The following is a 24,686-nucleotide window of genomic DNA, read 5'->3' on the forward strand; positions in this document are numbered from 1 at the left end:
CGCGGCCGCCAACTCAGCTCGTAAAGCAGCCTCCGCCCGCTGATCCCCATCCGACCACACAGGCGCCGCCGGCACACCAACCACACCATCAATCTCATCATCCTCATCAGCCCCATCCGAATAAAACACCGGAGCCGTAGGATCCCACTCATCGTCAAAATACTCGTGCCGCATGAAGGACATTCTTCCACGACACAGGGTCAACCGGAAGCCAATCCACAAGTTGTTTCGGCCTGGATGGCCAGGGCCGCCTCCCTCACGCGGTGGGTAGTAACTGGTCGATGCGCTCCAGCACGTAGGTGGGGCGCTCGTCGGCGCTCAACCGGCGCACATCGTCGCGGGTGGATTCGCCGGTCAACACCAGAGCCGAGGCGGCCCCGCAATCCACCGCCATCTTGATGTCGGTATGCAGCCTGTCGCCCACCATGATGCACCGCTCCGCCGGTACGTCGAGGCCCAAGATGGCTGCCTCCAACATCAGCGGCGACGGCTTCCCCAAGCTGGCAGAACACCTGATGCCGGTGCAGGCCTCGATAGCGGCCGTGACAGCCGCACAATCAGGCTCGCCCCTCCCCCCGGGGAAGGGGCAGAACCGGTCCGGGTTCGTTTGGATCAGTAGCGCCCGGCGATGAAACCAGATCGCGTCGAAAGCGATTTGCAGCTTCCGGTAGTCGAACTGGCGGTCGTAGGAGGCCACCACCACGTCGATCTCTGCCGGATCCTCGGAAAGCTCGAACCCCGCCGCCAGCAGGTCACGCTTCAGCGGCTCCTCCCCGACGACGAACAGCCTGGCGCCCGGGTGGTGAGCCAGCAGCCAATTCCTGGTAACCACGACGGTGTTCATCACCTCCTCGGGCGCCACGGCCAACCCGAGCCCGGTCAGCTTCTCGCAGTACATGGCGACGTCGCGCGTCGGGTTGTTCGACAAGAAACGAACGGCCTTCCCCTCCGCCCTGATCCCCGCGAGGAGACGGGCCGCCCCCGGCAGCAACTCGTCGCCCAAGTAGATGGTGCCGTCCAGGTCAAACAGGTAAACGTCATACCACGTGCCGATTGTGTGCATGGCAACTCCTTCACTGTCAGCCCATGATCGCTCCGCTGCCCCGCCCGCCGCCACGGAAATAGTGCGGCAAACCGCACCCGTGGGCGAAAAGAAGCGAACGATTAGCGCTCAACCTTCCCGACCCCCGCGCGTTAGTCTCGACTGGACAAGCGCGACACACAAGCACCCAACGAAGGGAACCACACATGGCGACGGTAGCAGTCCTCGGCGCAGGAATCATGGCAAGCGCGCTCGCGACACCGCTGACGGACAACGGCCACGAAGTGCGTTTGGTCGGCACCCATCTCGACAGGGAGATCATTGAGTCCATCCAAACTACCGGCGTTCACCCCAATCTCGGCCTCAAATTGCCGGAGGGCACCAGCGCCTACCAGCTGGAGCAGGCGGCGAAGGCCTTCGCCGGCGTCGACCTGGTGATGAGCGGCGTCAACTCGTTCGGCGTGCGCTGGGCGGGACAACGATTCGCCGAACTGCTCCAGCCGGGCATGCACGTGATCGCTCTGGCCAAGGGCATGGAAGCCGACGATGACGGTAACCTCCAGATCCTCCCGCGGGTGCTGCTCAGCGAGCTGCCCGACGAGTTGCGCAGCCGGGTGAGCATCTCCGCCATCGCCGGGCCGTCCATCGCGGGCGAGGTCGCCGTACGCCGACACACCTCCGTCGTGTTCACCGGGGAGGACCCGGAGGTGCTCGAAATGTGGCAGCGGCTCTTCGCCACCGAGCATTACCACGTCTGGACCAATACCGATTTCGTCGGCGTGGAGGTGTGCGCGGCGACGAAGAACTGCTACGCATTCGGGGCGGGGTTCATGTCCGGCACCCTCGACGCGCTCGGCGAGGCTGCCGGCGATCGGTATGTGAACTACAACTACGGTGCCGCGCTCTTCGGGCAGGCGTCCATCGAGATGACCCAGTGGCTCAAGCTGCTGGGCGCCAATCCTGCAACCGCGCTCGGCCTGCCCGGCATCGGTGACTGCTTCGTGACCTCAATGGGTGGGCGCAACGTGAAATGCGGGCGACTCGTCGGAGCGGGGATGACGTTCAGCGAGGCGCGCTCCCGGATGCCCGGCGTGACCCTGGAGGGGGCGGCGGCCATCGTAGTGATCGGTCGGGCCCTGGAGCGGCTGACGGCGCGGGGGGTGGTGGAGCCCGGCCGGTTCCCATTGCTCCGGCACCTGTACGAGGTTGTGGGCCTGGACCGGCCGGTGAACGTGCCCTGGAAGTCCTTCTTCGGCGCCGACGGCTCCGGCCAAAGCTGACTAGAACGTAGCGTGAAATGAGTCGGGCCGAGCGGATCATCGCAGCGCTTGAGGGCGCACGCTTCGTGCGAGCGGCCCAGCTGGCGGGGCTGCTCGGCGTCTCACGGCGCACGCTCAAAGCAGAGCTGGACTCGCTGCAGCAGGAACTCGGCACGTCTGCGCTGATCATGAGCGACGGCGGCCGGCTCCGCTTGGCGGTGGCGGACCCGCGGCGCTTCCAGGCGGTGCGCAACTCCCTGGCGCAAGACCGGTCCTTCAACGATCCTGCGCTGCGCGGCTCATACATCGTTGGCAGGCTGTTCCGGTCGGCAAGCCCTGTGACCATCGACGAACTGGCTGCGGAACTCGCCGTCGGGCGCTCGACGATCAACGCAGACTTAGTCTCGGCCCGCCAGTTGGCTGCTGAGGTTGGGGTGCAAGTGGCCGGCCGCACCAACGTCGGGCTCACCCTGGTTGGCGACGAGGTGTCGATCCGCACGCACGTACTGCGCGACCATTATCCGGTGGCGTATCCCGGCGAGCCCTGGCAGGTCGCTGTGACGGAGATAGTGAACAGCCTTGCGCTGGAGGCTGGACTGGAACGCACGCTGGCAGCCGAGCTGACGCGCTGGAGCTGTGTCACCGTCGACCGCACCCGGACCGGTCATGGCATCAGCCACCTGCCTGAGCGCTACGAAGGGCTGGCGCACACCCAGGCGCACGAGTTCGCCCGCGCGGTCGCGACCCGGTTGAGCGAACACACCTCGGTGCAGCTTTCTGACCATGAGGCGGTATTTCTGACCCTGCCGATCGCCGGGATGCGAGCCCCGGCAAACAGCGAGGTAGCCAAGCGGTTCGGCGGCGACTCGCGGGCCTTCACCGTCGAGGTGTTCGAACTGATCCGCAGACGCATGGGCATTGACCTGGCAGGAAGCCAGTTCGCGGGCGAGTTCACGCGGCACATCGACTACTTGGTCAACCGGCTGCGCTACGGCATCTGGATCGATGATGCGGTGGCCATCGGCATGGCACACGAGTTCCCGGTGGCGTTCGAGATGGCCACGCTGGCCGCAGATCTGTTGGAACAGCAGACCGGCATGGCGGTGAACCTGGCAGAGAAAGACCTGCTGGCCACGTATTTCCAACTCTTCCTCGACGCGCCCCGCCCAGACCGACGACGTCACCTTGAGCTGGTGGTGGTTTACGGCACAGGCCGGGTGACCGCCGAACTGGTGCGGCTGCAACTGGCCAAACTGTTGCCGCCTGGTTCAGAGATCAGCATCCTGCCCGCTGACGAGGCGCGACGAGAGAAGCTCGACGGCGTGGATCTGGTGGTGCTTTGTGGTCAGGCCGCGGTGGAAACTTCTGCGCCCACCGTCGTTGTTACGCAGGCCGCCGACCTTGACCTCCTGAAACGCCAACTCGCCCGCAGCCCGCTGCACGTGCCCCTCGACGATGCGTCACGCTCCATCATCGCGGCCGTGCTGGACCGGCGAAACTTCTTTGCGCTGCCGCCGGGCACCGGGTATCTGGACGCCCTCGAATACCTGGTGGGACATCTGCACGCCAAGGGATTAGTTGACGACGGCTTCGGGCAGCGGCTCCTTGAGCGCGAACGCCAGGCCACGATGCAGTTCACCGCGGAACTCGCGTTTCCGCACGCCACCGTCGTGGGTTGTGACGAGGCCCTGCTCGCGGTGGCCTGCATCCCCCGCGCGTTCGACGAACCCGGCCCGAAGCTGATCGTTCTGCTCGGCGTGCCGGAGGACGCCTCCCGCAGTGAGGTGGCGTTGCTGCAGGTTTACGACGCCGTGCTGCGCCTGGCGGAGCGGCCCGACGTGCTGACCCGGCTCAGCCAGTCCGAAAGCTTTGAAGACTTCTACTACACCCTCGAAAACAACGCTGTGATCGAAAGGAATCAGTAATGTTTTGGACCATCATCATTGCCTTGGGCGCCGCGTGGGTGACCCAGTCCTATCTGTCCTTCCGGCAGTCGAAAGCCTTCGCAGATGAGTTCGTCGCGCTGCGTCGCCGAGGTTTGGTGAGCATCGGCAAGTTCCAGGGAGGAATCGTCCAAGGCGCGGTGGTCATGTTCGGCATTGAGCCGGACGGCACCATCCGCGAGGGTCGGATACTGCGGGGGGTGACGGTGCTGGCTCGTTTCGGTTCGTTCAATATCTACGACGGCCAGAAGGTGGCTGAGATCAACCCCGATTTGGCGTGGGGCGCGGTCGGTAAATCGGCGGCGCGAGCTGTGGAGAATGCGCGGCATAACTATCTCATCATCTCCTCCGGCGGCACGGCAGCCGAGCCACCAACCCCCCTGGGGCGAGCCCTCAACGGGCTCAAATGGCGACGCAAGTCCCAACCCAGTCAAAGCTGACCCCAGCACCCCGGAGAGAACTCCGAATAGGCCCGTCGAGTCGTCGGGTCCTGGGCGGTTGCCGCCCAAAAGCAACCAGTTCAACGAAGAAAGGAGTTGAAATGCCAGTCATCGAATGGATCAGCCACGCGGCCGAATGGTTCATCGGGCTCTTCCGAGCGGGAGCTGATGTTTTCGTGAGCTGGATGAGTGGAATTGTTCCGCTCGTGCTCGTGCTGCTAATCGCGATGAACTCGTTGATCGCCCTCATCGGTGAGGAGCGCATCAACCGGTTCGCTGCAAAGGCGGGAAGCAACGTCGTGAGTCGCTACCTGATCCTGCCGTTCTTCGCATCGTTCTTCCTCTGCAACCCCATGGCGTTCACCCTGGGCCGGTTCCTGCCGGAACGGTACAAGCCGGGTTACTACGCATCGGTGGCGCAAATGGTGCACACCAACAACGGAATGTTTCCACACATCAACCCTGCCGAACTGTTCATCTGGGCGGGAATCGCGGCCGGGGTCTCCCAGCTCGGCCTCAGCACCAGCGAGCTGGCGGTTCGCTACCTGCTGGTCGGTGCCATTCTCAACTTCCTGGGCGGCTGGGTGACGGACCTGACCACTGCGTACGTCTCTAAGCAGCAGGGCGTGGTGCTGAGCAAGGAAGTGAGGGCTGGCTCCCATGTCTGAGTACCGTACCATCAAGATTACCCGCGGCGACGGCGGCTTCGGTGGCCCGCTCACCCTCACCCCGGATGACAAGCGCAACAAGATCGTCTACATCGTGGGCGGCGGTAACCGCCCCGAGGTGGTTGATCGGATTGCGGAGCTGTCCGGTGCGACCCCGGTCAACGGGTTCAAGACCAAGGTGCCCGACGAGGAGCACTTCCTTGTGGTCATCGACTGTGGCGGGTCACTGCGCTGCGGCCTATACCCGAAGAAAAACATCCCGACGGTCAACGTGATGCCGACGGGCAAGACCGGGCCGCTGGCCGAGCACATCCACGAGGGCATCTACGTTTCGGCGGTCGGGATGAACCAAGTGCAGCTGGGCGACAGGGAAGAGGTGCTCGTCACGACGACCGCCGCCGAGTCCGCCGCCGAGGAGACCGGGAAGACCATCCCGACCACAGCCGACGGACGCCCGATGAAGCTGACGGAGCGCATGGCGCAGGAGGACAAGAAAGACCTTCTCACCCGCATAGGACTCGGCGCCGGTCGAGTTATCGCTATCTTCTACCAGGCGGGCCGCAACGCGGTACAGACACTCATCCAGACGATCCTGCCCTTCATGGGGTTTGTCGCGATGCTCATTGGCATCATTCAGGCCTCCGGGCTGGGCAACTGGTTCTCCCAACTCCTCACCCCGCTGGCCGGCACCGGCTGGGGGCTCATGGTGTTGGGCTTCATCTGTTCGTTGCCCTTCCTGTCTCCGCTGCTCGGACCGGGCGCAGTGATCGGCCAAATCATCGGAACGCTCATCGGCGTCGAGATCGGCAAGGGGCACGTCCCACCGCAGCTGGCGCTGCCTGCCCTGTTCGCTATCAATACCCAGAACGCGTGCGACTTCATCCCGGTGGGCATGGGGCTGGGCGAAGCCGAGCCTGAGACCATTGAGGTGGGGGTGCCGGCCGTGCTGTACTCCCGGTTCCTGAACGGTGTGCCGCGCGTCGCCCTCGCCTGGCTGGCAAGCATCGGACTCTACACGTCGGTCTAATGAAAAGGAGAAACAATGTCCTACGACAGCAAAGTCATCGAGGTTGGCCCGGATGCGGAGGAGTTCCTCGCGGAGAACATGGCCATCACATTCGCGGGTGACGCGCCCGAGTCCCTCAGGTCCTACTGTTTCCTGATCGAGCAAGCCGAGCTGGTGGGCGAACTCGCTCCCGGGCAGCGGGTCATCATTGATGATCAGGAGTGGCTCATCACCGCCGTAGGTAGGGTGGCCGCGCAGAACCTGCACAACCTCGGGCACGTCACCTTCGTCTTCGACGGTGCCGACACTGCCCGAATGGATGGCTCCATCCACCTATCGGGAAAGCACGAAGCGCCAGCGCTTGCGGCGGGCGTGCAACTGCGGGTGGGGCTGTGAGCGCGGTACTCGACGACGCCCTGCGGCGCGCGACGGACACCCGTCGCGCTGCCGTGGGGCGGGGGGTCCTGGCCAACGCCGGGGCCCTTGTGCGCGCAGAGCTGGGCGGCGGCCCGTACCGGGTGGTGGCGGATGACAACACCTGGGCCGCCGCAGGCGAAGAACTGACCGCGAGCCTGCGTTCCGCCGGGTTGATCGTCGTGGATCCGCTGATCTTCCCCGGGAGCCCACGCCTGTACGCGTCGCTCGACAATGCCGAAACCATCCAGGCCGAGTTGGGCGATGCGGTTGGCGTTGCGTTGGGCTCGGGCACCATCAGCGACCTGGTCAAGGTGGCATCATTCTCGCTGGATCGGGAATACGCGGTCGTTGGGACGGCCGCGTCGATGGATGGCTACACGGGTGCCGGGGCGCCGATGAGCCGCGACGGCGTCAAGGTCACCTACAACTGTAAGGCGCCCGCAGTCGTCGTGATGGACCTGGAGGTGATCGCCCGGGCCCCGGGAGCGCTGACGGCGTCCGGCTACGGTGACCTGGCCGCGAAGATCCCAGGGGGAGCGGACTGGATCCTGGCCGACATCACCGGCGTGGAGCCCATCGACGAGGGGGTGTGGGCCACCGTGCAATCCGGGGTCTCGGCAGCGCTCGCCCATCCCGCAGAACTGGCCGCAGGCAATCCCGAGGCCTTCTCCGGACTCGTCGAGGGACTGGTGTTGTCCGGTCTGGCGATGCAGGATTTCGGTGGCACGCGGCCCGCGTCGGGAGCGGAGCATTACTTCAGCCACCTGTGGGAGCTGGAGCATCTGGGGGAGGAACTCGATCCGCCTGCCTCGCACGGCTTCAAGGTGGCCATCGGTTCGCTAGCGATGTGCGCCTTCTATGAGGCTTTCTTGGCTGCTGACCTGTCCAAGGTCGATGTGGCTGCGGTTGCCGATGAGCGCGCCGAGTGGGCGGAAGTTGAGGCCGACATCCGCTCGAAGTTCGACGGGGCGCTTGCGGAGCACGCAGTTCGCGAGACTCGCGCCAAATACTTGAGGGGGCCGGGGCTGGCGGCTCGGTTGCGACCGGTGCAGCAAACCTGGCCGGAGGTCCGGGAAAGGCTGCGTAAGCAGCTGGTCCCGACGGCCGAACTCGCGCGGATGCTGGAACTGGCCGGTGCCCCGTCGCGCCCGGAAGACATCGGCCTCACCTTCGACTACGTGCGCCGAACCTTCAGGCGAGCCATGTACTACCGCTCACGCTACACGGTGCTTGATGTGGCATGGGAGTTCGGGCTGTTCGACGCACTGGTGGAGGAGGTGTTCACTCGGATCTGGCGTTAAGACCTGCACGGGAGATAGCTGTGGGGCCGTCCGGTTGTCGCCGGACGGCCCCACAGCTATCTGCTCAGCAGCCGGTCTTCGGCAGAGACGGCTTGCTGGGCTTCGAGGGGGTCGGCGAAGGGGAAGGAGTCGGCGACTTGGACGGGGTCGGGGTGGGCGAAGGAGTTGGCGTCGGGGCGGCGTCCCACGCGATCTTGCCTTCGGCCTTGACCGTGACCTGGTGGTTGTCCACGAGGATCAGCGTCTGGTTGCGGCTGGCTGTGGTGACCAGCAGCTGGCCGTTGTGCACGCTACCAGTGACGGTGGCCTCGATGGTCGCAGATCCGGCCTTCGCGTCCTGCGGTACCTTCAGGAAGAGATCCACCCCGGTGGGAACGGCCTTGAGATCAACGGCCGCGCCGTTGCCGGTCACCACGGGGTAGGGGAGTTCCTTCAGCTGGACAGTGAGCTTGGAGGACTTGACCTGGAAGGGGCCGACGAGGGTGCCAGCGACGCCGGGCTTGGCCGGGGACTTCACCTCGACGGTGGGTTCCTTGCTCTCTGGCAGGCCGACGTTGGCCTCTCCGGTGAGGTACTTGAACAGCTTTTCTACGCGCTTCGCAGACTCAGAGGAGGTGTCAACGCTACCGGAGCGGTGCAGCCCCTTGTACTGGAACCCGTCGGTGAGATGCCAGATTGATGCCTGGGTGCCGGCGATGGCCTCCTTGTCGGTGAGGCCGGTGATCCCGGCGGCGGCCATGACGTCGTTCAGGCTGCTTTCGGGGTAGCTGTTGTGAGCGATCCACGCGACCTTGGCCCGCACCTGCGGGTCAGTCTTGAACTTGTTGTTGCCCGGGAACTGATCCCACGGCTTCACCTCCATGTGGGAACCGAAGGTCACGGGGACACCGAGTTCGATGCAGTAGGCGCGGATGTTCGGAGCATTCGGTGCAGTCTCGACCACGAACAGCTGGGCGACTTGGGACTGGCCACTGTCGGAGGCCAGGAACTCTCCGCGCTCACTCCCCTTGAGCTTGGGGTATCCCGGAGGGTAGGGGTCGGCGTTGGCCACCGTAGCGCCGATGGCGAGCAGCATGGCGATGCAGGCTGCGAAGAGGGTGCGGATTGCCCGTGCCCAAGAGTGGCGCTGTGTCATAGGTGGACTCCTTTCATAGGCGGTGGTGCGAAGTCCGAGAGTGGCTCTCTCGTTTCAACTGAGCCTATTCACTGAGAGGGTCGCTGGGGGGCTCATCGGTGCACTTTTTGATAAAAAGATGAAAACTTTCCGGGCGGGGCTGCGGTGAGGGCGCATCCTCACGCTCAGCGACTTGGCTAGGTGATACGCATCGTGTCGTCAATAAATGGTCGGGCCAGAATGAGCGACAGCGTGGCCTGAGGCGTACCTGCTAAAGGGGCGATGAAAACGCAACAAGAGGTTTCGGTAAAGCCCTTGGCGGCGCGCCGGGATGCCTAAACCAATCTCTCACGGATCGGACATCGACATTCGGCGTTGTCGATGAGGGTGAACAGAAAACGCTCGCGCGTCTCCCCGACGGTGGTGCCTTCCGCTGGAACGCGCAGTGTCTCGTCCAGGAGGTCATGCGGCAGCCACGCCTTCACGGCCTCCTGCCCCGACTCAAGGCGCCTATCGGCCAACGCGTGAAGCCTCACTCGCTTCCGGAGAACAGCGCAAAGTGAGTACGGCTGACTTAAAGATCGTGCCGACGCCACATGGGATGAAAAACCGTCTGCTGCTCCGGCTGGAACAGCAGACCAAAGGCAGACGTCTGCGGCGCGCAGGCCGGGTCAGTAGGTCGTCAGGCCTCTCCCACGAAACACGTCGCGTACAGCCTCCACCTCGTCGAGGGTAGGGGGTGTGACGTCGCTCAACTCGTATTTCAGCCCCAGCGCGGCCCACTTGTCGGAACCCATCTGATGGAAGGGCAGCACCTCGACGCGCGAAACGTTGTCCCAAGCCTCGACGATGTCGGCCACGCTCTCGACATTCGCCGGATCGTCGGTGAGCCCCGGAACCAGCACGAACCTGACCCACACCTCCACCGACGCAGCCGCCAGCCGGTTGCCGAAGTCGATGGTCGGCTGCAGAGCGCGGCCAGTGACCTTGCGGTAGGTGTGCTCATTGCCCGACTTCACGTCGAGCAGCACCAGGTCGATGTCGTCGAGCATCAGGTCGGTGCAGTTCACGCCCAGGAAACCCGAGGTATCGATGCAGGTGTGGATGCCTAGCTCCTTGCACTCGCGCAGGATTCGAGCGGCAAACGCGGGCTGCATCAGCACCTCGCCACCGGAGAGCGTCACCCCACCATGCGAGGCCCGGAAAACGCCCCGATAACGCTTGATCCGTTTCATCAGTTCCGCCGTCTCGACGGGCTGGCCGCGGCGCATCTCCATTGTGTCGGGGTTGTGGCAGTACAGGCAGCGCAGCGGGCAGCCAGCGAGGAACACCGTCATCCGGGTGCCCGGGCCGTCCACTGCCGTCACCAGTTCCCAGGAATGCACCGAGCCCAGCGCTCCCTCGCGCATGCGACGAAGCCGCTCGCCGTGCTCCGCATCCCCCAACAGCTCAAGCCCGACGGTGCCAGCTCCGGAGAGCCGGGCCGTCGGGGCTTGAAATCCGTGATCGCCGATCAAGCGATCAGGCGCTCTGATGGAACGTGCGGCTGAGCACGTCGAGCTGCTGCTCGCGGGTCAGCTTCACGAAGTTGACCGCGTAGCCGGAGACGCGCACGGTTAGGTTGGGGTAGTTGTCCGGGTTCTCCATCGCGTCCTCCAGCGTCTCCTTGTTCAGGACGTTGATGTTGGCGTGGTACAGGCCGTCAACGGTGCCATTAGCTTCGCGGGACGCCTTCATTGAGGCGAGACGCTCGTCGTAGGTCTTGCGCATTCTTATCTCCTCAGTCTTCTTCGTGTGGGATGAAACCGGCATCGAGGATGCCGACAAGGTTGGCTACCTGCTCGTCTTTGGTGCGCCCGAGGCCGGCAGGGGTGATGGTGTTGGTGAGTGAGATGCCGTCGAGAGCGTCTTGATAGTCGAGCTTGCCGACGCTCAGCATGGAAGCCACCATGCCGTGCGTGTCCGCACCATTTTCAGGGTTGGCGCCGGGAGCGAAAGGCGTTCCCGCCTGGTGGCCGGAGGGGAACGAACCTGTGGCCTTACCGTAGACGACGTTCGAGGTGATCGTCAGCACCGACTGGGTGGGGATCGCGTCGCGGTACAGCGGGATCGCGCGGATCTTCTCCATCACGGTGTGCACGACGGTGGCTGCGATCTCGTCGACACGGTCGTCGTCGTTGCCGAAGCGGGGGAAATCGCCCTCCACCTTGTAGTCAACGACGAGGCCCGACTCGTCGCGCACCGGCCAGACCTTCGCGAACCGGATGGCGGACAGCGAGTCGGCGACGATGGACAGGCCAGCGATGCCGCAGCCCATGGTGCGGATGATCTCGGAGTCATGCAGCGCCATCTCGATCGACTCGTAGGCGTAGCGGTCGTGACAGTAGTGGATGATGTTCAACGCCTCGACGTAGGTGCCCACCACCCAGTCGAGCATGTCCTCGTAGCGGGCCCAGATGTCATCGAAGTCGAGCGGGCCGTCGCCCTGCACCGGCTCGAAGCCGGGCGCGATCAGCTTGCCGCTCATCTCGTCGCGGCCGCCGTTGATGGCGTAGAGCAGGGCCTTCGCGGAGTTGACGCGCGCGCCGAAGAACTGCATCTGCTTGCCCACCTTCATGGGCGATACGCAGCAGGCGATTGCGGCATCGTCGCCCCAGTGGCGGCGGATCTCGCGATCGGCTTCGTACTGGATCGAGGAGGTCTCGATGGAGATAGCGGAGCAGAAGTCCTTGTAGCCCTTGGGCAGCTCGGGATCCCAGAAGATGGTGATGTTCGGCTCGGGGGCGGGGCCCAGGTTGCGCAGCGTCTGCAGCAGGCGGAACGAGGTCTTGGTGACGAGCGTGCGGCCGTCTTCGCCGATGCCTGCGTCGGACCAAGTGGCCCAGTAGGGGTCGCCGGAGAAGATCTGGTCGTAGTCGATGGTGCGCAGGAAACGAACGATGCGCAGCTTGATGACGAGTGCGTCGATGATCTCCTGCGCCTCATCCTCGGTGAGTGTGCCGGCAGCGAAGTCGCGCTCGAAGTACACATCGAAGAACGACGACAGGCGGCCGATCGACATGGCCGCGCCATCTTGGCTCTTCACCGAGGCGAGGTAGCCGAAGTAGGTCCACTGCACGGCTTCCTTCGCGGTGCGGGCGGGCCCGGAGATGTCGTAGCCGTAGTCGGCGGCCATCTTCTTCAGCTTCTTGAGCGCCTTGATCTGCTCGGAGTGCTCCTCGCGGTAGCGGGCCCAGTGCTCGCTGAAGGGCTCGTCGGCGACGAGGTCCTTGTCGCGCTCCTTGAACTCGATCAGCTTGTCCACGCCGTAGAGCGCCACGCGACGGTAGTCTCCGATGATGCGGCCTCGGCCGTAGGCGTCGGGCAGGCCGGTGATGATGTGCGACGAGCGGGCCGCGCGGATTCGCGGGGTGTAGATGTCGAACACAGCCTCGTTGTGGGTCTTGCGGTAGTGCGTGAAGATTTGCTTCACGTCCTGGTTGACCTCTTTGCCGCCTTCCTTGATGGCGGTCTCCACCATGCGCCAGCCGCCGTTGGGCATCATGGCGCGCTTCAGCGGGGTGTCGGTCTGGAGGCCTACGACGACGTCGTCGTCGTCCGAGATAAAGCCCGGCGCGAACGCGTCGATATCGGCGGGGGTGTCGGTGTCGATGTCGAAGATGCGCTTCTTGCGTTCGACGGAGAGATAGTTCTTTTCAAGGGTGTCCCAGGTGCGGAGCGTTTTCTCGGTGGGTCCCGCAAGGAACGAGGCGTCGCCCTCGTAGGGCGTGTAGTTGCGCTGAATGAAGTCACGAACGTCAATGGAGGTGGTCCAAGGGCCGGTTACGAACCCTTCCCATCCCTCGGTAACGGATTCGGTGCCAGTCACTGCGACCTTCCTGTGCTCGACTATGCGTAGTAGAGGTGTTCTCTACGAACCAGACTAGTGTGCCGTTTAGGTCGGACCAAAACGAGTTGGGGGTTGGATTGCGGGAAAGTGATCACTCGGGATGAGCGATCAGTGGGAGGTGTGTTCCGACCCATCCGCCGCGGGTGTCGTGTTGTCGTGTGACTTGTGGAAAGGCAGGAGGATCAGCGCGACGGCACCGCCCAGTACCAGGCCGGCGATCATGGAGCAGAAGGTGTCGACGAGCCACGCCAGGAGGCCGCCAACGCCGGCCACGCCCTCCACCGAGTGGGCCAGGTGGTGCACGAAGTCGTAGGGTGCGGTGAGCCAGCCCATCTCGTGCAGTCCGGCGAGGAGGATGTGCCCGCCGACCCACAGCATCGCGAAGGTGCCAACGACGGAGAGCGTCTTCAGGATGACGGGCATGGCTTTCAGCAGCACCTGCCCCAGGCGCTGCGAGCCCTTGTTGTCCCGCTTGGCCAGGCTGAGGCCGATGTCGTCGAGTTTCACGATCACTCCCACGACGCCGTAGACGAGCGCGGTAATGGCGATGGCGACGACGAGCAATACGGCGAGCCGCGTCGCGAAGGGCTCGGTGGCGACCTCCTTCAGAGAGATCACCATGATCTCGGCCGAAAGGATGAAATCAGTGCGGATGGCGCCGGTCACCATGGTCTTCTCGTGCTCCGGGCCCTGGTCGGCGGCCGGCTTGGCGTCCTCGTGGTGGCCGGTCAGCCATTCGATGATCTTCTCTGCGCCCTCGAATGCGAGGTACAGGCCACCCGCCATGAGCAGCGGGGTGAGCAGCCAGGGAAGGAATTGGCTGAGCAGCATGGCGGCGACGATGATGATCAGCTTGTTCAGCATCGAGCCCTTGGCGATCCGCCAGATGACGGGTAGTTCTCGCTGCGGGGAGAAGCCCTGCACGTACTTCGGGGTGACGGCGGCGTCATCGACGACGACGGCGGCGGCCTTTGCGCTTGCCCGGCCAGCGGCCGCGCCGATGTCGTCAATTGAGGCGGCCGCGAGCTTGGCGATTGCGGCGATGTCGTCGAGTAGGGCTGCCAGGCCACCGGCCATGTGTTCCGTCCTTCGTTCGTCTGGTCAAGGAAAAGGGTACGCGCTAACGAGTGCGTAGTCACTGTGGTGGGGCGGTGGCGGGCGGTCTGAGTGGGTCGCGGCGGGAATGGGGTTTGGTTTAGGGGCGCATCGAGATATAGTTGAGGAATCAACTAAAAGGAGATTGTTGTGAAACGCTTCGGTTTCTTGAGCTTTGGCCATCACGGGCCCGAAGGGTCGGCCTTCGATGCCGGCGCTTCCTTGCACAGCGCTCTGGAACTGGCCGTAGCCGCCGACGAACTTGGCGTGAACGGTGCCTACTTCCGAGTCCATCACTTCGCTCGGCAGGCCGCCGCGCCGATGCCGCTGCTCAGCGCCATCGCTGCACGCACCAAGCGCATCGAGGTAGGCACCGGGGTCATCGACCTCCGCTACGAAAACCCGCTCTATCTCGCGGAGGAGGCCGCCGCACTGGACCTCATCTCCGAAGGTCGGGTCGCGCTCGGCGTCAGCCGTGGATCGCCGGAACCTGCCCAGCGAGGCTGGGAAGCATTCGGCTACCTAGGCAGCACCGACCCCCGTGGCGCCGACATCGCCCGGACCAAGCTTGAGTTGTTCCTTTCCGCAGTCGAGGGCGAGGCCATGGCCGCCGCGGATCCGGAGCAGTTCCCAGGCGGAACCCGGCTGCCGATTCAGCCGCAATCGCCGGGGCTTCGCCGTCGTATCTGGTGGGGAGCCACGACGCACGATACTGCTGTCTGGGCGGCGCAGCGGGGCCTGAACCTCATGAGTTCCACCCTCGTCTCCGAAGCCACTGGGCAGCCGCTCGGAGAGCTGCAGGCTGAGCAGATTCAGCGCTATCGCGACGCATGGCGCGAAGCAGGGCACGACTGGCAACCCCGAATCTCGGTCAGCCGAAGCATCTTCCCGATCATGAACGACCTCGACCGTCGCTACTTCGGGCGAGGAGACAGCGCAGACCAGATCGGCATGATCGACGGGCTCCGCTCGACGTTCGGTCGGACCTACGCCGCAGAGCCCGACCAACTCGTCGAGCAGCTGAAGGCCGATGCCGCAGTTCAGGCAGCGGACACGCTGATGCTCACCATTCCCAATCAAGTGGGAACTGATTACAACCTGCACATCATCGAGTCCTTCGCCCGGCATGTCGCTCCCCAACTCGGCTGGGAGCCAACCAACGGATAACTCTGCGGGTTGCCCGTCGTCCACGAAGCGGGCAACCCGCATGGCGCGGGCCCGGTGCGCCCGGTGGAGCGCTGAGGATCCCCCTCCACTCCAACAGGTGCACCGCGGCTGGCGCCACCTGCGAAGCAGGTCCTAACGGTCGGCGCGGATCTCCCCGGTGGCAACGACAAGCTCATACTCGGTTTCGCCGCCATCGACGATCACGTCGACCTTCCACATCCCATCATCGAAGTTCACGTCGCCGACTTTGCCCGGGTACTTCTGCGTGATCGTGCGGATGGCGTCGTCAATATTGATCCTCGACGCAGCGGCGGCACGGTCATCGTCGTCGGGGGACTCGGTCTCCAGGTCAGTCACAGACTGTGAGCCGACGGGGATCCGCACCTGGTGCACGGTGTCGCCGGCGAGCATCTCGAACTCCCAATGACCGTCGTCGTCGGAGAGGTCCTGGTCGATGACCACGGCATCCGAGATACCCTTTTGCTGCAGGTGGGACAGCGCGAGCCCGCGCAGCAGAGCCGAGTCGTCGTCGAACATGGAAGGGGGAGCGCTCACCGGCTGGTCGGTGGTTTGGCCCTCCGGGGCGCTCGACTTAGGGGCGTCTGTGGCACCCGACGTGGAACCGGACGCGGAGGTGGCTGGCTGAGCATCAGCTGAGCAGCCGACCAGAGCGAGGACCGAACAAGCGGAGATAATCGTCAAAGTCTTCTTCATGCCGCAATCGTATGCTCAGACGATGAGCGCAAGATGAGAAGCTGCTGTGAGTTTCAGCGGATCTCCTCATAAGCTGCGGCAAGTGCCCTTGCCGAACGATCAACAAGAGCCTGCCAGCCCAGGGCCTCCCGGTCAGCGGAATCCGATACGTGCTTGATCATCACCAGCTCCACGCCCAGCGCCCGGCAAGCGTAGGCGATCGCGTAACCTTCCATATCGACGATCTGGCAGCGGCCCAGCAGCGCATCGCGCTGCGGACCTCCGGCGACGAAGGAGTCGCCGGAGCCGAGAATCGGCCCCTCCCCGCCTAGGCGGATCACGTCGTCGGGTTTGTCGATACCAGCCGCGCGCAACTCGGCCGCGTTCACGTCGCGGTTGAACACCGCACTGGGCCGGACGATGCCGGAGAGGCCGGGGTCGAGGGAGCCGACGGACCCCAGGTTGACAACCCGGGCCGGCCGGTGTGCGACGACGGCGCGGGTGGCCGCGACCGCGGCCGGGACCAGGCCGATCCCGGTCAACTCTAGGCGGACATCAGGGGGGAGGTACGCGGCTTCCTGCTGGGCGGCGACGAGCACTAGATCCATGCCCCAAATGTGCTGCAAGCCTCGCCCGCTGGCAAGTTCTTAGGCGCGAAAAGGGTGGGCCCACCGATGGATGGGCCCACCCGGGGAGGTGTTTCAGGCAGTGTGCTCGCAGGTGGCGCACTGGCAATCGGTGCAGTTGCACTCCGCGCAGGTGGTGCAGGTGCAGTTCACGCAGCCGCAGGTGCTGCACTCGTCGTAGTGGCCCTCGTGCTCGCGGTGCGCGTGCCCCTCGTGGATGTAGTCAACGTGATCGCCGTGCTGCCGGGCAGGGTGCCCGCAGCCGGTGCCGTGCTTGTGGGTGTGATCCGCGTGGGTGCGGTGGTCAATGGTCGCAGTCATGGTTGTGCTCCTTCGTGTGTCGGTAGGCGTCCAGGAAGATGTGGGCTACGTGGTCATCCACCAAGGCGTAGTGGGTATTCCTGCCAACCTTCGTGCCCTCCACCAGGTGGGCGCTGCGCAAGATGCCCAGGTGATGCGACACCAGAGGTTGCGAAAGCCCTAGCCAGTTGGTCAATTCGGAGACGGAACACGGACGGTCGGTGAGACGGTGGATGATCGACGCTCGCACCGGGTGCGCGAGCGCTTGGAAGAGTCGGACCACGCCGTGCCCGTCTTCGATGACCCCACCACTCATGAATAAAGCTTTATATAAAAGAATCTCGATGTCAAGGATGGGGTGAGCGAGCGTCAGGTAGCTTCGCCGACGGCGACGGGCGGCCCGTCGGGCAACCCCCACTCGCTCCACGAGCCGTCGTAGACCCAGAGATTCTCGCGACCGGCGAGCGTCGCGCCCAGCGCCAGAATGCACGCGGTCACCCCCGAGCCGCAGGAGAACACGAGGCGGTGTGCGGCATAACCGGCGAATCGTTTGCGCAATTCCTCGGGCGGCAGCATCCGGCCGTCGCGCTGCAGCTCGGCGAACGGCAGGTTATGCGAGCCCAGCATGTGGCCGCCGCGCAGTCCCGGGCGGGGCTCCGGCTCATCGCCCGTGAACCGGCCGGCCGGGCGGGCGTCAAGCACCACGGTGCCCACATCGTCGAGGGCGCGCAGAGTCTCGGTCTGGTCGAGGAATAGTCCGCTCGGGTGGGCGACGAAATCGCCCACCGGCACCGAGTCGGCTGGCGGCATGGTCGGCAAGCCCGCGGCCTCCCAGGCGGGGAGGCCGCCGTCGAGCACCGCCACCCGCTCATGCCCCATCGCCAGGAACATCCACCAGGCCCGCGGGCTGGACCAGACGCCGAGAGCGTCGTAGACGACGACCAGCGAGTCGGCGCGCACACCCAGCTGCCGGACTTCGCGTTCGAACTGCTCGGGTGAGGGCATGGTGTGCGGCAGGGAGTCCGGCTTGGACAGCGGGCCGTCGATATCGAAATGGGGCGCCCCGACGATGGTGCGCGCCAGGCGGGCGGCCGCGGGCGAGGCGTCCAGCACGGTCACCTCGCTCAGGTGGCTGGCCAGCCACTCGGGGCTGACCAGTGGGCCGGGAGGAAGCAGTTTCATGACCCCATCTTGACAGGTCATTCGGCGAGAATGCGCTCGGCGCCGCGAACATGGCTGAAGAGTCGAGGGTCGAGCGACGCGCCCGTGCGCAGAATGGTGACCGAGCCGTCGGTCTCCAAGATGAGCGCGCGCACCTCGCGCAGGTGCGCGATGCCGGCCTGCCGGAGCCGAGCCCAGATGATGCGCTCGTCGATGTGGTAGCGGCGAAGCAGCCGGTCGTCGAGACGTTCGTTGGCGTACACCACCACCGGGCTGCGGTGCCCGATGAGGCCGGCGCGGCGTCCGGCACCGAAGAAGGATTCCAGGAGCAGGAGCGTCGTCACGCAGACGAGCCCGGCGCCGAGGGTCACCTGGGGTCCGAGCATCGAGCGGCCCATCGTCGCGCCGAGGACGAGCACGACGGCGAGCCCCGTGCCGGAGCGGTTGGCGAAGAGACGTTGCCCCCACACCCGCAGGACCGTGCTGAAGGTCAGGTAGAGCACGGTCGAGGCGACCACCACGGCCACGGCCTGGGCGGGGGTGATGCCTAGTTCGAACCAAAGCTGCTGCCAGAAGGTCATGAGGTTATCGTCGCACCGCCGGGGCCGCTCCCGGCGGCCCACTGCGCGGTTCGGCTGAACCGAGTGCATGCCCGGCGTGCCACTATTGGCTGGTTGACGATTGAAAGGGTTGCGGTGTTGAGGTCGGTCTCCGCCTTCTTGATCGGCGCGGCGGCGGTGTGCGCCTTCGCACAGTTTGTGCTGCGGAGCGTGCCGCCTGTCGCCTGGTGGCTGCTGGCGAGCATCGCGGCGCTGGCGCTGCTGCTGGATCTGCTGTGGGCTCGGGCGACGAGCGGGCGGGGCAACCAAGCCCAGGCGATAGCGGACGGCCGCACTGGTGTGCAGCGCTGGTTGGGGGCCCACCCCACCGGGGAACACGACGCGCGGGGCGCGGAACTGATCGACTTCGTGAGCATCGTCGCGCTGACAAACGGTCATGTCTATCGCCGGACCCAGCGTTCGGCGACACCCCCGGAGTCCTTTACCGAGCTGGGGATCGGGGGCTCTCGGCTGGTGGTGCAACCTGACCCGTCGAGCAGCGAGGTGATGGCTGCGCGGGGCGGCTCGCCGCTCGCTCCGCTGGATCAGCGGTTGGCTCTGGTGCCAGCGCAGGAGTCCACTGTGCCGCCGTGGCCCGGCGTCTTCCTGCCGCCTGGGGCGGACATCTCGAACCCCTACGCCTTCACCGAGTGGGACCTGAGCCGGCGACGGCAGCCGACGCGGCGTCGCTCCTGGGCGGCCCGGCCGGTGGCCGTGGCGCTTTCGTTCCTCGTGGGGCTGCTGGCCAGCGGTGGCTGGCAATGGGCGACCGCTGGAACGGACCGGGTGACGAGCGCGGCCTCGACGAGCGCCGGGCCGATGGGCCACGTCGCGCCGAGCGAGGCGCCCACCCTGGCCGCCTCCGGCGGCGCCACCGTCGGCACGGGCCGGGAGTCGGCGGCGTCCGCCGAGGGGGAGGACTCTGGGGATCCTGCGGAGCGCGTCGAGGAGCAGCCGACGGCGAGTCTGCTGCACATCAGCGCCGAGGAATACGGCAAGATCCTCGCGGGCATGGCCGAGTTCGCGGGCACGGAGGAAGTGGGCAGGATCGTGCTTTACGACGAATACCTCATGTTTGACATGCCCGCCGAGACCGGCTCGAACAAGTGGGACACCTTCACCTACGAGGCGGACACGGGGTTCAGCAGGCAGGGGCCCGCGACGATCCAGCTGGACCCGTCGCTGAACGAACGCTTCCTGCTGACCGACCTGGATCCGACGGTCATCGCGGACGTTAACTCGCGCGCCGTCGCGGAGTCCGGCCAGGAGCCGGATCCCTCGCTGGAGTTTTCCCACGTCATCATCGATCGGGCGCTGTGGGGAACGACGCCCGGCAAGACGTCGATCCGGGCCTACGTCGGCGATGACTACACGTCCACGATGCTGGTCTACGACACCACCGGAAAACTGATCAAGAAGCTCAAATGAGCGACGTGCCCAGCCGGTGGACTGCCCAGACCGCCCTCGTGGTGGCGAAGGAGGCGGAGCTGGCGCTGGACAACACGGACCGGTCGATGGCGGCCGTCCGGTGGCGCTACGAGCAGGAGCGGGAGTTCTGGAACAAGGGTGGCCCGGCGATACCGTTCGTCGAGGAGCTGGTGCCGACGCCACGCGGCGACGTGCGGGTGCGTCTCTACCGGCCGGGCGCGGGGCCGAGCCCCGTGATCGTCTACGCCCACGGGGGTGGCTACATCGTCGGGAGCCCGGCCACCCACGACAGGCTGACGCGCTCCCTGGCCAGCCTGACGGGCGCGGTGGTGGTGAGTATCGACTACACGCTGTCGCCCGAGGCGAGGCATCCGCAGCCGATCGAGGAATGCGCCGCGGTGGTGCAGTGGGTGCGGGCCAGCGCACGGCGGCTGGGCATCGTCGCCGACGATGTGTCGCTCGCCGGTGACTCCGCGGGCGCGCATATCGCGCTCGCCACGTACCTGTGGCTGCGTGATGAGCTGGGCGCCGCGGCGGGGGTGCGGTGCCTGCTGCTGTTCTACGGCGGCTACGGGCTGCGGGATTCGCCTTCGCGCCGGGAGCTGGGCGGCCCGTGGGATGGGATGACGGCCGACGACCTGGCTTGGTACGAAGGCTGCTACATCTCCGCCGAGGATGTGGGGGACCCGTACTACGACCTGCTGGGTCGGGAACTGAGCGTCCCTCCATGCTACGTGCTGGCCACCGACCTGGACCCGCTGCTTGACGACTCGCGCGCGCTCGCGGGGTTGCTGCGCGGTTCGGGGCATTCGCTGGTGGTGGCGGAGGGCGTGCTACATGCGTTCCTGCAGTATGCGCGGCTGCTAGACGACGCCGACCGGTACCTCAGGCTGGCGGCCAACTTCTTTTGCGACGCGCCTCCGCCACAGGACCAGGTGGGGTGAACCTGTCGCCGGACGGCCAGGCACCGAAACCAGAAACTACACCGCTGTGGTTTCCCACAGCTGTGGAAAACTCTGTGGGAAATTTGTGGGGAACCCTGTGGGCAGCGGTGGAAAGCACTGGAAAACTTTCCCGCCCCATACGGTGAAGAGGGATTTCCTCGCGCCTGGGCCTGGCCTCTGCGGTGCGTAATGCCTTGTCAAGAAGGCTTGAGGGGCTGGTAGCCGTCCGGCGGGGCAGGTTATCAGGGGCCGGATGCGGGAACTACACAACTGTAGTTCCCCACAGCTGTGGAAAACTCTGTGGGAAATTTGTGGGGAACCCTGTGGGCAACAGTGGAAAAAGCTGGAAAAGCTACTCCGCGTGAGCCTCGGTCGCCTCAACCACCGGCAGCCGCACTGTGAAGACCGCGCCACCGTCGGGATGATTCGATGCCCTGATCGAGCCCTGATGCGCCTCGATAGTGTGCGCCACGATGCTGAGCCCCAGCCCCGTGCCCGGCGTGTTGCGGGCCCGATCCGAGCGGTAGAAGCGGTCGAAAATATGCGGCAGATCCTCCTCGGCGATGCCCGGCCCCCGGTCGGCGACGGTGAGCACCCCGTCGCGCAGCCGAACCGTGATCGTGCCGCCCGCAGGCGAGAACTTCACGGCGTTATCCAACAAGTTGGTGATCGCGCGCTCCATCGTCGAAGCGTCCCCCATCACCTCCGAGTTGTCGGTCTCCACGTCAAACGCGATGCCCGGGCCGCGACGCTGCGCGCGGGCCACCGAAGCCATCACGACATCGTCCAGCGCCAGCGGGTGATGCTGGCGCTGCAGGTGGTCATCGCGGGTGAGGGCGACGAGGTCGCCCACCAGCGCCGTGAACTCGCCCAGCTGAGCCGCCACATCATTGAGGATCTGGCCGCGGGCGCCTTCGGGAAGCATCCCGGAGTGCTCGTCGGCCACCAGCAGCTCAACGTTGGTGCGCATCGAGGTGAGCGGGGTGCGCAACTCGTGGCCCGCGTCGGCGATCAGCTGCCGCTGCTGCTCCCGGGACTGCTGCAGCGACTTCAGCATCCGGTTGAACGACTGCGTCAACTCGCCCAAGTCGTCGCGGCCGTAGATGCGGATCGGGTTCAACTGATCCGTCTGGGTGACGTTCTTCACGGCGGTGGACAGCCGCTTGACCGGCGCCAGCACTGCCCGCGCGCTCCATAGCGCCACAGCCGTCGCCGCGAGGATGCCCAGCAGGCCCGAGATCAGCATGGCGTTGCGCAGCGCGGCGAGCGTGGACTGCACCGAATCCGTCGGTGAGGCGTAAGTGACCGCGTAATAGGTGACTGTGCCGTCGCGGGGGATGGAAAACGGCACCGTCACCGCACGGTACTGCACCCCGTTCGATGCCACGACGGTGCGCTCCGCTCTCTCTGACTGGAGCCGAGCCACGACGATCTCCCGCGAGTCCTCCGGCAGCGACTCGCTCTGGTTGGCCGGGATGCGTACCAGACCCTGCGCGCTCACCACGGAGACGAGGGTGCGGGGTCCGATGGCGTCGGCCGAAAGGTTATCAATGTTCTCCACACCGGTGGACAGGACCTGGGCCGTCTGCTGCGCGGAACGGCTCAGATCATTGTCCAACTGCTGGAACAGCGACCAACGCGTCATGACGAAGCCGGTGATGCCGATGAGCGCCACCACGGCGATCACCGAGAACGCAGTCAACGACGCCAGCCGCCACTGCAACGACTGGCCGGAGAGCAGCTGCCCGAAGCTGCGACGGAACCGGACCCAGTAAGTCCCGATCACGGGGCGGTTTCACGCAACACGTAGCCGATGCCGCGCACCGTGTGAATCAGCCTCGGCAACCCGCCCACCTCGGTCTTGCGCCGCAGATAACCGATGTACACCTCAAGAGAGTTCGCCGTCGTCGGGAACTCGAAGCCCCAGACTTCGTTCAGCAGGGTGTTCCGCTCCAGTACCTTGCGGGGATTTTCCATGAAAACGTTGAGTAGCGCGAACTCTGTGCGTGTCAGAGAGATGTGCTGGCCCGCGCGCGTCACCTCGCGGTGCTGCGTATCCAGCACCAGGTCCTGGAAGTGCAAAGTAGCGCCCTCGCTGCCGGTCTGCGGCTTGGCGCGCCGCGTGAGGGCGCGCAGCCGGGCGAGCAACTCGTCGAGGGCGAACGGTTTGACCATGTAGTCATCCGCGCCTGCATCCAGCCCATCCACCCGGTCACCGACGGCATCGCGCGCGGTGAGGATCAGGATCGGCACCTCGTTGCCCGACTCGCGCAGCATCCGGGTGGTTTCCAGGCCGTCGAGCCGGGGCATCATCACATCCATGATGATGGCGTCCGGCGTGTACGACGCCAGCCGCGCCAGCGCTTCGATCCCATCAGCCGCAGTCGTGACCTCGCTGCCCGTGTAGGAAAGGGATCGCGCCAGCGACTCGCGCACCGCCTGATCGTCGTCCACCACCAAGATCTGCATAGCCAGGATCTTACCTTGATTCACAACGGTTGATCCTCGGAGCTGGCCGCTTCGAAAACCGAAACCGGAATTGAAAACCGTAGGCCGGGCCCGCCAAGCCATGCAACACTTGCCAGCATGGACCTCATCGGGCGCAGTTTTCTGAAAGAAATCGACTTTTCGCAGAGCGAGTGGCGTTACCTGCTTGAGCTGGCCGCGCGCCTGAAGCAGGAGCGCCGCGCCGGCACGGAGCGGCCGAGGCTGGCGGGCAAGAATGTCGCGCTGCTGTTCGAGAAGACCTCCACCCGCACCCGCTGTGCATTCGAGGTGGCGATGGTCGAGCAGGGCGGGCGGACCACCTATCTCGATCCTGCTAGCTCCCAGATTGGGCACAAAGAGTCGGCGGCGGACACCGCGCGGGTGCTCGGCCGCTGGTACGACGGCATCGAGTTCCGCGGCTCCTCCCAGGAGGACGTGGAGGAGCTTGCTAGGCACGCGGGGGTGCCCGTCTACAACGGGCTGACCGACGACTGGCACCCCACGCAGATGCTCGCCGATCAGCTGACCATGATCGAGCACAGCGCAAAACCCATCGAGGAGATCTCCTTCGCCTTCCTCGGCGACGCGCGCAACAACGTCGGCAACTCACTGCTGACCTCGGCGGCGATCATGGGCATGGATGTTCGGATGGTGGCTCCTGAAGGGCACCAGAACTCGCGCGAGGTGGTCGCGGGGGCGCGCAACATCGCGGAGTGGAGCGGGGCGCGCATCGCGATCACCGACGACGTCGCGGCCGGAGTGGCAGGCGTCGACTTCCTGTACACAGACGTGTGGGTCTCACTGGGGGAATCCAGCGAGATGTGGGCGAGTCGTATCGAAGCTCTGGCGCCTTACCAGGTGAATGCCGAAGTGCTGGCGGCGACCGGTAACCCGGAGGTGAAGTTCATGCACTGCCTGCCCGCCTTCCACGACCTGAACACGACGGTGGGGCGCGCCGTGCACCGGGAGTTTGGGTTGAGCGCCCTGGAGGTCACCGACGACGTGTTCGAGTCCCCGGCAAGCATCGTCTTCGACCAGGCGGAGAACCGGATGCACACCATCAAGGCCATCCTGGTGGCCACCCTCGCGGGGGAGTAAAGGAGCAAA

General features: G+C 65.4%; 26 protein-coding genes. 11 read left to right on the forward strand and 15 right to left on the reverse strand.

Annotated elements, in window-relative coordinates:
* Positions 1-256 precede the first annotated feature (256 nt).
* Positions 257-1,063, reverse strand: coding sequence for an HAD-IIA family hydrolase (locus EII42_RS10255; protein WP_125172032.1), 807 nt, complete (start codon positions 1,061-1,063; stop codon positions 257-259).
* Positions 1,064-1,248: 185 nt separating this feature from the next.
* On the opposite strand from EII42_RS10255, the gene EII42_RS10260 reads away from it, so the two are divergent.
* From EII42_RS10260 to EII42_RS10290, 7 genes are all read left to right on the forward strand, one after another.
* The gene (locus tag EII42_RS10260) at positions 1,249-2,322 is read left to right on the forward strand and encodes a glycerol-3-phosphate dehydrogenase (protein WP_125172033.1); all 1,074 of its coding nucleotides are present in this window, start codon (positions 1,249-1,251) and stop codon (positions 2,320-2,322) included.
* A 17-nt stretch (positions 2,323-2,339) separates the two neighbouring features.
* Positions 2,340-4,226: a BglG family transcription antiterminator gene (locus EII42_RS10265; RefSeq protein ID WP_125172034.1), complete on the forward strand. Its 1,887-nt coding sequence runs from the start codon at positions 2,340-2,342 to the stop codon at positions 4,224-4,226.
* A complete protein-coding gene (locus EII42_RS10270; RefSeq protein WP_125172035.1) occupies positions 4,226-4,684 on the forward strand; it encodes a transcriptional regulator GutM in 459 nt (152 codons plus the stop codon). The genes EII42_RS10265 and EII42_RS10270 overlap by 1 nt, the downstream gene beginning before the upstream one ends.
* 101 nt (positions 4,685-4,785) lie before the next feature.
* Entirely contained in the window at positions 4,786-5,352 is a 567-nt protein-coding gene (locus EII42_RS10275; RefSeq protein ID WP_199729854.1) for a PTS glucitol/sorbitol transporter subunit IIC, read from the forward strand.
* Complete coding sequence (locus tag EII42_RS10280) at positions 5,345-6,379, forward strand: PTS glucitol/sorbitol transporter subunit IIB (RefSeq protein ID WP_125172036.1); 1,035 nt, start codon at positions 5,345-5,347, stop codon at positions 6,377-6,379. The genes EII42_RS10275 and EII42_RS10280 overlap by 8 nt, the downstream gene beginning before the upstream one ends.
* A gap of 15 nt (positions 6,380-6,394) precedes the next feature.
* Entirely contained in the window at positions 6,395-6,754 is a 360-nt protein-coding gene (locus tag EII42_RS10285) for a PTS glucitol/sorbitol transporter subunit IIA (protein ID WP_125172037.1), read from the forward strand.
* Complete coding sequence (locus EII42_RS10290) at positions 6,751-8,076, forward strand: sn-glycerol-1-phosphate dehydrogenase (protein ID WP_125172038.1); 1,326 nt, start codon at positions 6,751-6,753, stop codon at positions 8,074-8,076. The genes EII42_RS10285 and EII42_RS10290 overlap by 4 nt, the downstream gene beginning before the upstream one ends.
* A 64-nt stretch (positions 8,077-8,140) precedes the next feature.
* On the opposite strand, the gene EII42_RS10295 is transcribed toward EII42_RS10290, so the two are convergent.
* The 6 genes from EII42_RS10295 to EII42_RS10320 all read right to left on the reverse strand — a co-directional run bounded on the left by EII42_RS10295 (position 8,141) and on the right by EII42_RS10320 (position 14,156).
* Positions 8,141-9,211 carry a thioester domain-containing protein gene (locus EII42_RS10295; protein WP_125172039.1) on the reverse strand — a complete coding sequence of 357 codons (1,071 nt, stop codon included), beginning with the start codon at positions 9,209-9,211 and terminating at the stop codon, positions 8,141-8,143.
* Positions 9,212-9,525: 314 nt separating this feature from the next.
* Positions 9,526-9,711, reverse strand: coding sequence for a hypothetical protein (locus tag EII42_RS10300; RefSeq protein ID WP_125172040.1), 186 nt, complete (start codon positions 9,709-9,711; stop codon positions 9,526-9,528).
* Positions 9,712-9,861: 150 nt separating this feature from the next.
* The gene (gene pflA / locus EII42_RS10305) at positions 9,862-10,707 is read right to left on the reverse strand and encodes a pyruvate formate-lyase-activating protein (protein WP_233558367.1); all 846 of its coding nucleotides are present in this window, start codon (positions 10,705-10,707) and stop codon (positions 9,862-9,864) included.
* 4 nt (positions 10,708-10,711) lie between these two features.
* A complete protein-coding gene (gene grcA2, locus EII42_RS10310) occupies positions 10,712-10,960 on the reverse strand; it encodes an autonomous glycyl radical cofactor GrcA2 (protein ID WP_199729855.1) in 249 nt (82 codons plus the stop codon).
* A 10-nt stretch (positions 10,961-10,970) separates the two neighbouring features.
* Entirely contained in the window at positions 10,971-13,058 is a 2,088-nt protein-coding gene (locus EII42_RS10315) for a pyruvate formate lyase family protein (RefSeq protein WP_125172042.1), read from the reverse strand.
* Positions 13,059-13,187: 129 nt separating this feature from the next.
* A complete protein-coding gene (locus EII42_RS10320; RefSeq protein WP_125172043.1) occupies positions 13,188-14,156 on the reverse strand; it encodes a DUF808 domain-containing protein in 969 nt (322 codons plus the stop codon).
* 168 nt (positions 14,157-14,324) lie between these two features.
* Between EII42_RS10320 and EII42_RS10325 the strand changes: the two genes are divergently transcribed.
* Positions 14,325-15,341, forward strand: coding sequence for an LLM class flavin-dependent oxidoreductase (locus EII42_RS10325; RefSeq protein ID WP_125172044.1), 1,017 nt, complete (start codon positions 14,325-14,327; stop codon positions 15,339-15,341).
* 132 nt (positions 15,342-15,473) lie between these two features.
* On the opposite strand, the gene EII42_RS10330 is transcribed toward EII42_RS10325, so the two are convergent.
* From EII42_RS10330 to EII42_RS10355, 6 genes are all read right to left on the reverse strand, one after another.
* Positions 15,474-16,055 carry a hypothetical protein gene (locus EII42_RS10330; RefSeq protein ID WP_125172045.1) on the reverse strand — a complete coding sequence of 194 codons (582 nt, stop codon included), beginning with the start codon at positions 16,053-16,055 and terminating at the stop codon, positions 15,474-15,476.
* Between the two features lie 53 nt (positions 16,056-16,108).
* Complete coding sequence (locus tag EII42_RS10335) at positions 16,109-16,642, reverse strand: nucleosidase (RefSeq protein ID WP_125172046.1); 534 nt, start codon at positions 16,640-16,642, stop codon at positions 16,109-16,111.
* A 93-nt stretch (positions 16,643-16,735) separates the two neighbouring features.
* Positions 16,736-16,981: a hypothetical protein gene (locus EII42_RS10340; protein WP_125172047.1), complete on the reverse strand. Its 246-nt coding sequence runs from the start codon at positions 16,979-16,981 to the stop codon at positions 16,736-16,738.
* On the reverse strand, positions 16,965-17,276 hold the full coding sequence (locus EII42_RS10345) for a helix-turn-helix transcriptional regulator (protein ID WP_125172048.1): 312 nt from the start codon (positions 17,274-17,276) through the stop codon (positions 16,965-16,967). The genes EII42_RS10340 and EII42_RS10345 overlap by 17 nt, the downstream gene beginning before the upstream one ends.
* A gap of 53 nt (positions 17,277-17,329) precedes the next feature.
* A complete protein-coding gene (locus EII42_RS10350; RefSeq protein ID WP_125172049.1) occupies positions 17,330-18,142 on the reverse strand; it encodes a sulfurtransferase in 813 nt (270 codons plus the stop codon).
* 17 nt (positions 18,143-18,159) lie between these two features.
* Positions 18,160-18,702: a YetF domain-containing protein gene (locus tag EII42_RS10355; protein ID WP_125172050.1), complete on the reverse strand. Its 543-nt coding sequence runs from the start codon at positions 18,700-18,702 to the stop codon at positions 18,160-18,162.
* Positions 18,703-18,795: 93 nt separating this feature from the next.
* Between EII42_RS10355 and EII42_RS10360 the strand changes: the two genes are divergently transcribed.
* Both EII42_RS10360 and EII42_RS10365 read left to right on the forward strand, forming a co-directional pair.
* A complete protein-coding gene (locus EII42_RS10360) occupies positions 18,796-20,148 on the forward strand; it encodes a hypothetical protein (protein WP_125172051.1) in 1,353 nt (450 codons plus the stop codon).
* Entirely contained in the window at positions 20,145-21,092 is a 948-nt protein-coding gene (locus EII42_RS10365) for an alpha/beta hydrolase fold domain-containing protein (protein WP_125172052.1), read from the forward strand. The genes EII42_RS10360 and EII42_RS10365 overlap by 4 nt, the downstream gene beginning before the upstream one ends.
* Before the next feature lie 352 nt (positions 21,093-21,444).
* On the opposite strand, the gene EII42_RS10370 is transcribed toward EII42_RS10365, so the two are convergent.
* Together EII42_RS10370 and EII42_RS10375 are read right to left on the reverse strand one after the other, a co-directional pair.
* Complete coding sequence (locus tag EII42_RS10370) at positions 21,445-22,878, reverse strand: HAMP domain-containing sensor histidine kinase (protein WP_233558368.1); 1,434 nt, start codon at positions 22,876-22,878, stop codon at positions 21,445-21,447.
* Complete coding sequence (locus EII42_RS10375) at positions 22,875-23,561, reverse strand: response regulator transcription factor (RefSeq protein ID WP_305000354.1); 687 nt, start codon at positions 23,559-23,561, stop codon at positions 22,875-22,877. The genes EII42_RS10370 and EII42_RS10375 overlap by 4 nt, the downstream gene beginning before the upstream one ends.
* Positions 23,562-23,678: 117 nt before the next feature.
* On the opposite strand from EII42_RS10375, the gene argF reads away from it, so the two are divergent.
* Positions 23,679-24,677 (forward strand): ornithine carbamoyltransferase, encoded by a 999-nt coding sequence (argF, locus tag EII42_RS10380; protein WP_125172053.1) that lies wholly within the window; start codon positions 23,679-23,681, stop codon positions 24,675-24,677.
* Positions 24,678-24,686: the final 9 nt, after the last annotated feature.

Origin of the sequence: Tessaracoccus sp. OH4464_COT-324 (assembly GCF_003932855.1) — a bacterium.
Taxonomy (GTDB): domain Bacteria; phylum Actinomycetota; class Actinomycetes; order Propionibacteriales; family Propionibacteriaceae; genus Arachnia.